The 11,695-nt window shown below is 74.2% G+C and carries 7 protein-coding genes and 1 pseudogene; 4 read left to right on the forward strand and 4 right to left on the reverse strand.

The genetic code is table 11. From position 1 onward, the window contains the following. Positions 1-62: 62 nt before the first annotated feature. Positions 63-641: pseudogene (locus tag UO65_RS21805) on the forward strand (TetR/AcrR family transcriptional regulator); the annotation flags it as partial. Positions 642-663: 22 nt separating this feature from the next. Here UO65_RS21805 and UO65_RS21810 read toward each other — a convergent pair. The 4 genes from UO65_RS21810 to UO65_RS36040 all read right to left on the reverse strand — a co-directional run bounded on the left by UO65_RS21810 (position 664) and on the right by UO65_RS36040 (position 7,184). Continuing rightward, complete coding sequence (locus UO65_RS21810; protein ID WP_035285643.1) at positions 664-2,100, reverse strand: leucyl aminopeptidase; 1,437 nt, start codon at positions 2,098-2,100, stop codon at positions 664-666. Then, complete coding sequence (locus tag UO65_RS21815; protein ID WP_035285645.1) at positions 2,097-4,616, reverse strand: hypothetical protein; 2,520 nt, start codon at positions 4,614-4,616, stop codon at positions 2,097-2,099. Before UO65_RS21815 ends, UO65_RS21810 begins: the two co-directional genes overlap by 4 nt. Positions 4,617-4,884: 268 nt before the next feature. After that, positions 4,885-5,991 (reverse strand): aminotransferase class V-fold PLP-dependent enzyme, encoded by a 1,107-nt coding sequence (locus tag UO65_RS21820; RefSeq protein ID WP_110082361.1) that lies wholly within the window; start codon positions 5,989-5,991, stop codon positions 4,885-4,887. After that, entirely contained in the window at positions 5,991-7,184 is a 1,194-nt protein-coding gene (locus UO65_RS36040) for an MFS transporter (protein WP_035285647.1), read from the reverse strand. The genes UO65_RS21820 and UO65_RS36040 overlap by 1 nt, the downstream gene beginning before the upstream one ends. A gap of 304 nt (positions 7,185-7,488) precedes the next feature. On the opposite strand from UO65_RS36040, the gene UO65_RS21830 reads away from it, so the two are divergent. The 3 genes from UO65_RS21830 (at position 7,489) to UO65_RS21840 (ending at position 11,229) form a co-directional block, all read left to right on the forward strand. After that, positions 7,489-7,920: a L,D-transpeptidase gene (locus tag UO65_RS21830; protein WP_233427787.1), complete on the forward strand. Its 432-nt coding sequence runs from the start codon at positions 7,489-7,491 to the stop codon at positions 7,918-7,920. 427 nt (positions 7,921-8,347) lie between these two features. After that, complete coding sequence (locus UO65_RS21835) at positions 8,348-9,634, forward strand: helix-turn-helix domain-containing protein (RefSeq protein ID WP_052021515.1); 1,287 nt, start codon at positions 8,348-8,350, stop codon at positions 9,632-9,634. Between the two features lie 194 nt (positions 9,635-9,828). Then, positions 9,829-11,229 carry a fibronectin type III domain-containing protein gene (locus UO65_RS21840; RefSeq protein ID WP_035285649.1) on the forward strand — a complete coding sequence of 467 codons (1,401 nt, stop codon included), beginning with the start codon at positions 9,829-9,831 and terminating at the stop codon, positions 11,227-11,229. Positions 11,230-11,695: the final 466 nt, after the last annotated feature.

Raw genomic sequence — 11,695 nt, forward strand, 5'->3', positions numbered from 1 at the left:
ATTCCTTGTCAACCTGTAGAGTTGAGCACATGTCGCGTCTGACCCGGGTCGAGAGCCAGACCCGCAACCGCGAGTCGCTGCTGCGGACCGCGCGGCAGATGTTCCTCGCCGACGGCTACCACGCGACCTCCATCGCGCGGATCGCCGAGACCGCCGGGTTCAGCACCGGCGCGGTCTACTCCAACTTCGAGGGCAAGGCCGAGATCGCGCTGCTGGTGCTGCGCGACATCCACGGCGAGCAACTCGGCGCGCTGCGGGCGATGATCGCCGAACCGCTGGAGCTCGACGAGCAGCTCGACCGGCTGCGCGAGTGGGCCAACGGCGCCATGACCTGCGGCTGGCCCCGGCTGGAGCTGGAGTTCGCCCTAGACGCGCGGACCGAGGACGCGCTGGTGCGGGTCGAGGCCGACCGGCAGCGCTCCACGGTGGACTTCCTCACCGAGGTCATCGAGCAGCGGCTGACCGCCATCGGGGCCGACACCGGGGCCGTGCCGGTCCGCCTGCTGGTCGAGGCCGGGGTCAACCTGGCGATCGGGCTCGCCACCCGGCGGGTGATCGACCCCAAGGTGACCGCGGACAGCCTGGTCGACATCATCCGGACCACGCTGGCGGTCATCCCCCGGCACCCGGTGAAGGACTGATCCACCGGCTCTGATCTGCGGGTCAGACTCCGAAGTCCGGCAGGGGTGCCATCAGCAGCTCCACCAGGGTGCGCACGCCGAAACCGGTCCCGCCGCGCACCCACTCCCCGTTGTCGGTGTCCGCCACGGCCGTCCCCTGGATGTCCAGGTGCGCCCAGGGGATGCCCTCGGGGACGAATTCGGCCAGGAAGAGCCCCGCCAGCAACGCCGTCCCGTGCCGCACCCCTGTGGTGTAGTTCACCAGGTCCGCGATCGGCGAGGCGAGCTGCGCGCGGTAGGAACCCGGCAGCGGCAGCGGCCAGATCCCCTCCCCGGCCCGCGCCCCGGCGCGGCGCACGGCGTCGGTCCAGACCGGCGAGGTGCCCATCACCGCCGCCACCTCGCGCCCCAGCGCGACCGCCGCGGCGTCGGTCAGGGTGGCGATGTCCACGATCGCGTCCGGTTCCCGCTCCCCGGCGAGCACCAGGGCGTCGGCCATGATCAGCCTGCCCTCGGCGTCGGCGTTGCGGACCTCCACGGTGCGCCCGCCGCGCAGGGTGAGCACGTCGCCGACGCGGATCGGGTCGGCGCCGAGCATGTTCTCCGTCAGCGGCAGCCAGGCGTCCACCCGCAGCGGGCAGTCCAGCACCGCCAGCGCGGACACCGCCGCGAGCACGACCGCGGCGCCCGCCATGTCGGCCTTCATGTCGACCAACTGGGCCGTGGGCTTGAGCGACAGGCCGCCCGCGTCGAAGGTCACCCCCTTGCCGACCAGGGCCACCGTCGCCCGGGGCGACTCGGGTTCGTGCGTGAGCCGCACCAGGCGCGGCTGCCTGGGTGAGCCCCGGCCGACGCCGAGCAGGCCGCCCAGCCCCTCCTCGGTCATCCGCTCGACGTCCCAGACCTCGCAGCGGACACCGGTCTCGGCGGCCATCGACCGGGCCCGGTCGGCGAACACCCCCGGGGTCAGGTCCTCCCCCGGCTCGTTGACCAGGTCGCGGGCCAGCAGCACGGCCGAACCCAGCACCTGGGCGACCGCCAGCGCCGCCCGGGTCTCCCGCTCGTCGGCGACCACGATGTCCACCCTGGCCAGGATCGGCTCCACGGCGTCGGAGCGGTAGCGGGTGAAGCGGTAGCCGCCCAGCAGCAGGCCCTCGACGACGGCGCGGACGGCGACCGGGGCGGGCACCTCCCCCGGCACGGTCACGGCCAGGCTGGGCACGGTCACGGCCCTGGCCACCGCCGCCATCGCCCGGCGCAGGACCGCGCCGTCGACCCGCCCGCGCGGCCCCAGGCCGACCAGCACCTCCGTGCGGCCCAGACCGGGGATCGGCAGGACCTGCCCGACCGAGGCGTCGAAACCCGCGGCGCGGAGGAATTCCGGGGTGACGGCGTCGGCGCCCTCGCCCGCGAAGACCCCGACGACGGCCGCCGCCGCGGTGGCGGGCGGGCGCCGGACCAGGTCCCACTCGATGCTCATGGCCGTCGAGTCTGCCTCCCCGCGCCCCATGCCTCCAGGGTTGTGGCGTACTCGTCGGCCAGCCCACCCATGCCGCAGGCGCCGCCGACGCGCCGCCAGCCGCGGGCGGCGGTGATCGCGTACGGGTCGACCCGCAGGGCTTGCAGGTAGCAGTCCTCGGCGAGGACGGGCTGGCCCGCGCGCTCGAAGCACTCCCCGGCCAGCGCGTAGCCGCGGGCGGTGGCGATCGGGCCGAGGCGGGCGGTGCGCAGGTAGCTCTCGGCGGCGGCGTAGGTGTCGGGGTCCTCCCCCATCAGGATGGCCTCGGCGACCTCCATGTGGGTCTTGGGCTCGTACGGGTCCAGGGCCAGGACCTCGGCCACCCGGCGCGCGCCCAGGGCGGTGTCGCCGAGGGCGAAGGCCTCCTTGGACCGGCTCTCCAGGCAGGCGCGCAGGTTCTCCCGGGCCAGGAACTCCTCGTACGGGGTGCTCGGGACCAGGGCGCGGGCCAGTTCCTCGGCGCGGTCCATCTCCCGGGTGAGCCGGTCGCGGTCCCCGCGCAGGAACGGCACGTAGGTGACGCTGCGGTAGAAGCGGCTCTCCATCATCTTCTTCTCGAAGTCGGAGTACCCGTCGTCGGCGAGCAGTTCCACCAGCGCGGCCTCCGCCGTGTCGCGCCAGGCCTGGGCCTCGTCGGGGGAACGGGTCTCGCGGGCGTGGAAGACCACGGCGAACACCGCGATCACGAACCGCAGGTGCGTGGGGCAGGCGGGGTGCCCGGCGATCTCGAACGACGCCGTGGGGGTCACCACGGCGGTGCCGACGCCGCCGACGTAGGCCACGACGTCGCGCCAGTGCCGCAGCCGCAGCTCCGCCGGGTCGGCGCCGAGGTCGGCCACCGGGACCGGGGGCAGCAGGTCGAGCACGACCTTGCCGAAGCCCAGCCGGAACAGCACCGCCGCGGTCAGGTACCGGCGCTCGGCGTCGGCCCCCGGGAACTCCTCGACCCACGCGCAGAGCCGGTCCCAGGCGGGGGTGCGCAGGTGCGCGGGGAGCTGCGCGGGGTGGTCGACGGCGAACTCGTCGAGGCCGGACTCGCGGACCAGGTTGGCGCGGAACGCGGGCGGCATCAGCCGCTGCCAGTGGGGTTCCGGCGGGGTGCCGCGCTCGGCGAACCCGTGCGCCAGGGTCGGCAGGTCGGCGTAGAGGCCGGGTGAGAGGGACTGCCCGAGGTCGAAGTAGGCCGCGTGCATCCGGTGGTGCCAGTTGCCGGTGTGCGGGCGGCCGGGGTCCGGGGCGGCGGCGCGGCGGACGACCTCGGCCAGCGGCTCGTCGTCGGCGCACAGGCCCAGCAGGACTTCGCGGGTGCGGGTGGAGCGGGGGGCGGCGCGGAAGGCGCGCTCGGCGAGCACCCTGGCGAACTCCTCGTGGCCCAGCCGCCGCGCCGCGCCGACCGCGCCGAGGAGGGCGAACGCCGTCCCGTACGGGCCGAGCCGGGCGGCGTGCAGCCACCCGGCGAGGGCGGTCTCGTCGTCGCCGTCGCGCTCGGCGGCCTGGGCGAGCTGCACCCGCACCTTGATGTCGGTGGGGTCCAGAGCCACCGCCTCGGCGAGCACCGCGTCCTCGGCGGCGCGGTCGCCGGACTTCGCCGCGATGTCGGCCCGGCGGTCCAGGACGCGGCGGCGCATCTCCAGCGCCAGCAGGGACTCCTCCGGCGACTCCGGGGTGAGCGCGGCGGTCAGCGCGGCGGCGTCGGCGAGGACCCCGGTGGCCCTGTCCAGGTCGTGGGCGCGCTCGGCGTGCAGCGACTCGCGCAGCCGCAGCCGGGCGGTGAGCAGCGTGTGGTCGAAGGCGGGCAGGTCGGTGACCATCCGCTTGAGCAGGTCGGCGGCGCGGCCGAGGTGCAGCGGGGCGTCGGCGTCGCTGTCGGCGTGCCGGGCGAGCAGGTAGCCGTACGCGGCGAGGGCCTGGGCGTGCGCCGGGGTGGGCAGCGGGTGGTCGACGAGCCGAGCGTAGGCGGCGCGGGTGCGCTCGCCCAAGCCCTCGACGGCGAAAAGGGCGGTGGCCCGCGCCAATTGCAGGTTCGCCAGCACCGGGTCGGCGCATTCATTGTCGGCGAGGTCCGCCGGAACCACGTCCAGAACGGCGGAATGCAGACAGACGGCGATCAGCCAATAGGCCAAACCGACGCGGTCGACGGAATCCAGTTCGTCTTTTCGGACGAATGCGGTGGTGAGTTTCCGCCAATCAGCACCCGCGAGCGGTCCCGGGAGGCCGGTCGGGTCGGTCGCGCGGTGCTCGCGCAGCCCCGACTCCCGGTGCAGCAGGGTGCGGAAGCTCGCGGGCATGCTCATGCCGAAGCGCGGCGCGAGCGGTGCCCGCAGTTCGAACAGGCGGGCCGCCAACAGCGGCGAGCGGGCGTGCACCGGGGCCGCCGGTGAGTCCGATCCATCCAGGTACGGGCGGTACAGCTCGAAGGTCAGCCAGCTCGGGGCCTGCACCCCGGTCCGGCCGCGGGCGCGTTCCCAGCGGTCCACGACGACTCCCCCTCGGACCGGTTCGACCACCGCGGCGGTGCACCCGCCGCGGTGGCTCCCGGACGTGTTGTGCCTTCTTGAGCGCGGTGGCTCAGGCGTCGACGAGGCAGACCCAGCAGTCGGCGGCACCGGTGCTGATCTCGACCTCGTCGGCCAGGGATTCCCAGGACTCGTAGGACATTTCGCGCTCCTTTTTCCCGACGGCGAACGTGAGCGGAACATAGCAGCGGGAAACACGTCCGACAAGACGGTCACCGGGGCCGTCCTGTCAAGAAACCCGGCGGGTGACGGCCGTGAGGAATCGTCCGATCTCCGCGTCACCGGTCCAGTGGTGCGGGGCGGCGCGCACCCAGCCGTCCGGGTGCGACACGTGGTGCCCGTCGGCGAGCAGAGCGGCCACCAGGTCGCCGCCGGTCCGCGCCGGGTGCCGGAACGCCACGATCCCCGACCACTCGTCCGCCGACGGCTCGCCCGGGGTGGCCAGTTCGCAGCCCGCCTCCAGCAGCCCCGCGCGCAGCCTCGCGGTGAGCCCGCGGACCCGGGCGGCCACCGCGCCCAGGCCGATCCCGGCCAGCTCGGCCAGGGTCTCGGCGAGGCCCACCATGGCGAGCACGTCGTACATGCCGCCCTCGACCCTGGCGGCGGACGGGCGCGGGCGCAGGTCGTAGCGCAGCAGGCCGGGTCCGTCGAACAGGTCGTTGGCCCCCTCGTACCCGACCCACCCGCAGGGCAGCCGCAGCTCGTCGAGCCTTTCCCCGCGGCAGAAGAAGATCCCAGTGCCGGTGGGACCGCACAGCCACTTGTGCGCGCCCGCCGCGAGGAAGTCCACCGGGGTCGCCCGCAGCGACAGCGGCACCACGCCGAGGCTCTGCACGGCGTCCACGCACACCAGTGCCCCCGCCGCGTGCGCCAGCGCCACGACGGCGTCGAGGTCCACCCGGAACCCGGTGGCGAAGTGGACGTGGCTCACCGCGACGAGCCGGGTGCGCGGGCCGAGCGCCGCGGCGACGTCGTCGAGCCGGTACCCGTTGCCGCGCAGCGGGACCCAGCGCAGGCGCACGCCGTCGAGGCGCCGCCACGGGTGCACGTTCGCCGGGAAGTCGCCCTCGAACACCACCACCTCGTCGCCGGGGCGCCAGTCGATCCCGTCGGCCACCAACTGCAACCCGGTGGAGGTGTTGGGCACGAACGCGATCTCGTCCTCCCGGCAGTCGAGCAGGCCCGCGGCGAGCGCGCGCGCCCGGCGCCGCGCGGGGAAGACCCGCCCGATCTCGGCACTGCCGAAGGGGAACACGTCGTTCAGAGCCGCGGCCATGGCCACCCGCGCCGGTTCCCGCAGCCGCCCGAGACCGGCGTAGTCCAAGTAGGATTCCATCACGCCGCCCGGCGCCGGAGCAGGGCGACGCCCAGCGCCGCCAGCAGCGGCACGCCGTGCAGCAGCAGCACCCACTCGGCCACCCGGGACGGGGCGAGGACCGCGCTGGTGACCACCAGGCCCGCCATGAACCCGCTGTTGACCACCACCTGCGACAGCCCAAACACCGACCCGCGCTCGCGGTCCGGCAGCCGCTGCACGGCCTGCTTGAACGCGATCTCGCTGAACGCGTCCCCGATGCCCGCGGCCACCCCCGCCGCGATCCGCAGCCCCCAGGTGTCCGCCTGGAACAGCCCGATGAACCCCAGCGACATGACCACCGTGGACAGGCAGAACACCAGTCCGGGCGCGCGGGCGATGAGCCGGTTGGCCAGTGGTCGCAGCGCGAAGCTGCCCAGCAGCAGCCCCGCCGCCCACCCGCCCCAGAGCAGCCCGGCGACGCGTTCGGCGCCGTCCGCCGACAGCGCGCCGCCGAGGATCGGGATGCCCACGTGCTGCGAGGAGCTGCCGAAGGCGTCCAGGGCGCGCAGCGCGAACAGCGGCACCAGCCCGGCCGCCACGACCACCGGCCACGCCGCCACCCGCGCGGTGCCCACCGCCCCGGGGTCGTCCTCGCGCAGCCGCACCCGCAGCGCCAGCAGCACCGCCGCCGACAGCGCGTAGGTCGCGGCGTCCAGGGCGAACACCCCGCGGAACCCGACGAGCGGCACCACCAGCGCCGAGAGCCCCATGCCGAGCAGGAACGCCACGCCCTTGAGCCCGGCCAGGACGCTGTTGACCAGTTGCGCCCGCTCCCCGGCGAGCACCGGCGTGGCCGCCGACAGCGTCCCCTCGAACACCGACCGCCCGATCCCCACGGCGAACACGGCCGGGTAGAGCCACCACCGCTGCGCCCCGTCCGGCAGCACCGCGAGCAGCCCCAGCACCACCAGCCGCAGCACGTCGGCGGTGATCATGGCGGTGCGGCGGTCCCACCGGTCGCCGAAGGCGTGCCCGAGCCTGCCGCCGACGATGGCGCCCGCGTAGAGCAGCACGCTGACCAGGCCGGTGGCCAGGGCCGAGCGCGTGCGCTCCCAGACGAACACCGACAGGCAGACGAAGTCGAGCGCGTACCCGATGTCCGAGACGGCCTTGGCCGCCAGCAGCGCACCGAGCTGCCCGCGGCCCGGTCGGGCCTTCACCGCGGAGGTCATCGGCACATCAAACCGGCAACCGGCCGCGGGGCACAGGGTTTCGCGCGACAACCGGCCGGCGTTCCGCCCGTCGGCCCGGTGTGGACACGATCATCACCACCCGTTGCCGGAGATCATCCGGATACCCCCGGTCGGTGCGACCGACAGCGGCGAGTCGTCCGCCGCGACGGCGTCCGCTGACACGCTGCGTGAAAGTTTGGCGTTATGCCGCCGCTCCACGGTGGTAGGTAACCGGCAAGCAGCACCGATCACGAGCCCGCCCCGGCGGGCGGATGGGAGGAATCCGATGGGAACGCTGCGGAGGATGGCAGGGATCGCCGCCGCGACGGCGGCGGTCGGAACCGCGGTGACGCTCGGGGCCCCGGCCGCGAGCGCCGCCGAGCAGGGCCGGGTGTGCGCGCCGGAGGCCAAGGCGTGCGTCTCGCTGAGCACCCGGACGACGTGGCTGATGGCCGACGGGGTCGCCTACTACGGCGGTGTGCCGATCACCAGCGGCAAGCCGGGGTACGAGACGCCCCCGGGCACCTACCACGTGACCTTCAAGAACATCGACCACTGGAGCAAGGCCTACGACGCGCCCATGCCGTACGCGGTGTTCTTCACCGAGAGCGGCATCGCGTTCCACGAGGGCAGCCTGACGCAGGCGTCGCACGGCTGCATCCACCTCTCGCAGGCCGCGGCGAAGCTGTACTTCGATTCGCTGCAGCCCGGTGACGTGGTCCAGGTGGTGCCGTAACCGGCAGCGGGGCGATCCGGGGAGCAGGCCGCAGCGCAAGCTGCGGCCTGCTTCTTGCATATCGCACTCGAAAACGGAAGGCGCCGAAAATCCGGGGCATCCCAATGCTCGCGGTATTTCGACACCGGTGTTCGCAATGATCCGCGTCACCGAGCATTCACCGCCATTGTGGCTGTACATTGGGGGTGGAGGTTCACCGGTTTGGCGGATTGCCTCACGTTCCGCTGTGGACGGTGTCCCACTTTCGGGTTGACCTGCGAGAAGTTGTCCGTTCACCGAGACCCGGACAGCGGCACCGAGTAGGCGATCGACTACTGTTCGGTGCATCATTGACACGATCGTGGCGACTTCCCTAGTGTCGCCGCCCGGAACAGCACCAGCACGAGTAGACATTCGTCGTCCATTTGTCACACGGGAGCGGGCCTGAATGCGCAGTGAACGGATCGTCGACGTCGGCCAGGGAATCACCTCGGCCCTCGCGCGCGTCCCGGCGCAGGCGGGTCCGGACCGGACCCCGGTCGGGGCGGTCGTGCCCCCGGCCTTCGCGGGCAGGCTGCGCGCGCTGACCGGCCGGGTGACCGCCGAGGCCATGCGCGAGATCCGCCGCTCGGTGCCCGCCTACCGCCAGCCGCTGGAGGGCCGCTTCGGCGACGTGTTCACCGCCCGCGTCGAACTCGCCGTGCGCCAGGCCTTCGAGCACCTGATCGACCCCACCGCCCCGGACGCCCGCTGGCGCGCGGAGTTCCACCGCGCGGGCCGCGTCGAGTTCCAGGAGGGCCGCACCAGCGACGCCCTGCAGACCGCGGTCCGCATCGGCACCCGGGTGGCCTGGCGGCTGCTCAGCGTCGAGGGCCAGCACGCGGGCGTCCCCGCCGACACCCTCTTCGGCATCGCCGACGCGCTGTTCGTCTACGTCGACGAGCTGTCGGCCATCGCCATCGAGGGCTACACCGACGCGCAGGGCGAGGCCTCCGGCGCCCGCGAGCGCCGCCGCCGCCAACTGCTGGACCTGCTGCTCGGCTCCCCCGCCGCGGCGCCGTCGACGGTGGCCTCGTTCGCCGCGACCGCCGACTGGGTCGTGCCGGATCGGGTCGCGGTGCTCGCGCTCGACCGGCGCGCCGTGCCCGCGGTCGAGGGTGCCCCGTTCGGTCCGGAGAGCCTGCTGGACCTGGAGAGCGACGTCCCGTGCGTGCTGCTGCCGGACCCGGACGAGGCCACCCTGGCCGAGGTGTCCCGCTGGCTCGGCGGCGCCACCCCGGCCACCCGCGGCGTCGGCGCCCTGGGCCCGAGCGTCCCGGCCGCCGAGGCGGGGCGGTCGCTGGCCGTCGCCCGGCGGGTGCTGGAGCTGTCCGGGCGCGGGCTGCTGCGCGGCGCCACCCCGCTGGTGCGCTCCGGCGAGCACTTCACCGAGCTGGCGCTGACCGCGGACGAGTTCCTGGTCGACCACATCGCCACCACCGCGCTGGCCCCGTTCGACGCGCTGACCGAGCGGCAGCGCGAGCGGCTGGAGACCACCCTGCTGGCCTGGCTGGACACCCGGGGCGGGGTCGCCGAGATCGCCGCCCGGCTCGACGTGCACCCGCAGACCGTGCGCTACCGCATGCACCAGGTGGAGGCGCTGCTCGGCGACCGGCTCACCGACCCGGACGCCCGGTTCACCATCGAGATCGCGCTGCGGTCACGGCGGATGCGCGAACCGTCCGACAAAGCCTGAGACATATTCGCCTTTTTCCGTTCGTTTGTTCTCCCCGACGTGGTTCCCCACATCCGGGTGCTGTTTGCTGACAATTACCCTGCGCGGTATTGCCGACCGGTGACAGCCGAAAATACGATTCGTGACGGCACGGTTTCCCCACCCCGACCTCTCTCGGTCGGCGGTGCGCACCCGGGCTCCGAGGGGGGTGTGTGATGGGTCGACGACTGTCGACACTGCTCGCGGCGGCGCTGCTGGCGCTGCCCGCGCTCCCGGCCGCGGCCACCGAGCCACCGGCGTCCACCGAGCAGGCCGCCCCGGTGGCCAGGGCGCCGATCCCGACCGCGCCGATCCCCTACACCTGCGACTTCCCGGTGATCGGCGCGCAGCCGGTGCGGGTGGTCGTCGGCGCCGACCTGCCCGTCGCGGTGCCGCTGGGCGCCCCGTCCGACGGCTTCGCGGTCGCCGCGGCGCTCACCGTGCCCGACGGGGTGACCCGGGCGTTGGTGCTGGCGGGCACCGGCCGCCTCGCCGGTTCCGCCAGGGTCGACACCGCGGTCACCGGCCCGGAGGGGCCGCGGACCGTGCACGTGGCCGCGGCGATCACCGAGGTCGCCGTCCCCGCCGACGGGGAGCTGACGGTCGTGGCCACCGGCACCTTCCCCGAGCAGGTGCTGCCCGTCCCCGGCCTGGCCGAGGTCGCGATCGCGGCCATCACCCTGAGCCTGGCCCCGGACTCGGCGCCGGGCTGGGCGGGCGTGGACGCGGGCCCGGTCGAGGTGGCCTGCGCCCCGGACGCGGGCGCCACCACCGCCCTGGGCACCACCGAGGTCTCCGCGGCGGTCGACTGGGCCGCCCCCACCGACGTCACGGTCACCGGGACGACCGCGGACAGCGTCACCCTGTCCTGGGCGCCCCCGGCGGGCCGCCCGGTCACCGGCTTCGACGTCCGCCGCGGCGACGAGGTCGTCACCGCCGTCACCGGCACCACGGCGACGGTCGACGGCCTGGCCCCCGGCACCGAGTACACCTTCGCCATCCAGGCCCGCGACGACACCGGCGGCCGCTCCCGCACCAGCGACCCGGTCACCGCCCGGACCCGCAGGGGGACGGTGAACCGCAGCTACGACATCGCGGCGGTCACCCACAACGTCGCCTCGGACGTCTCCCTGCGCTTCACCGGCGAGGCCCACGCGGAGATCGACCTGGCCACCGGCATCTCCACGGTGGACCTGAGCCTGCACCCGACGACGGTGCGGGTGCGGCTGTACGGGGTGCTCCCGGTCACCGCCACGGTCGCCTTCGAACCCGGTGCCACCACCGGAACCCTGTCCGAGGAGGGCCTGTCGGTGGCCACCCGGATCACCATCCGCCTCCCCGGCATCAGCGTCTTCGGCTACCCGGTCAGCACCGGCCCCGCCTGCCGCACCAGCGTCCCGGCCGACATCACCCTGCACTCCGACGGCACGTTCGACCTCGCCGACGGCGGCACCCTCTCCAGCACCTACACCATCCCGCCCCTGGCGGGCTGCGGCGGCATGACGGCGATGATCAGCAGCATGGCGGCGGGCACCGGCAACACCCTCGACCTCACCCTGACGACCCCCGGGTCGTAGACCCGGTCCCCGACAGCCGCAACCACCGGCGCAGCAACAACCAGCCACGCAAAGCACCACCGCGCGCAGCCGCAGACCGCCCCGCCACCCGCCGGCCGGGCGCCCAACCGCGCCGAACCCTCAGCGGCGCAGCCGCCAACCACCCGCCACCCGCCAGCCAGGCGGCCCGCCACCCGCGATCCCACCGGGCACAGCGGCCAACCACCCCACCAACCGCCAGCCAGGCGGCCCCCACGCCGAACCGCCAGCGGCGCCGCCGCCAACCACCGGCCGGGCGGCCCCCACGTCGAACCCGCAGCGGCGCAGCCGCCGACCACCCCACCAACCACCGGCCGGGCGGCCCGCCACGCCGAACCTCATCGGCGCAGCGAAAACCGACCACCCCCGCAACCGCCGGCCCGGCTACGAAAACGCCCGGGTGGGTGGATGTGCTTGGGTGGGGGAAGCGATCATGTGCAAGCCTGCC

Origin of the sequence: Actinokineospora spheciospongiae (genome assembly GCF_000564855.1) — a bacterium.
GTDB lineage: Bacteria > Actinomycetota > Actinomycetes > Mycobacteriales > Pseudonocardiaceae > Actinokineospora > Actinokineospora spheciospongiae.

Coding starts and splice junctions, on each gene's coding strand:
- UO65_RS21810 (WP_035285643.1), bottom strand. CDS start 2,100: ATGAGCATCGAGTGGGACCTGGTCCGGCGCCCGCCCGCCACCGCGGCG.
- UO65_RS21820 (WP_110082361.1), bottom strand. CDS start 5,991: ATGGAATCCTACTTGGACTACGCCGGTCTCGGGCGGCTGCGGGAACCG.
- UO65_RS36040 (WP_035285647.1), bottom strand. CDS start 7,184: ATGACCTCCGCGGTGAAGGCCCGACCGGGCCGCGGGCAGCTCGGTGCG.
- UO65_RS21830 (WP_233427787.1), top strand. CDS start 7,489: ATGGCAGGGATCGCCGCCGCGACGGCGGCGGTCGGAACCGCGGTGACG.
- UO65_RS21835 (WP_052021515.1), top strand. CDS start 8,348: ATGCGCAGTGAACGGATCGTCGACGTCGGCCAGGGAATCACCTCGGCC.
- UO65_RS21840 (WP_035285649.1), top strand. CDS start 9,829: ATGGGTCGACGACTGTCGACACTGCTCGCGGCGGCGCTGCTGGCGCTG.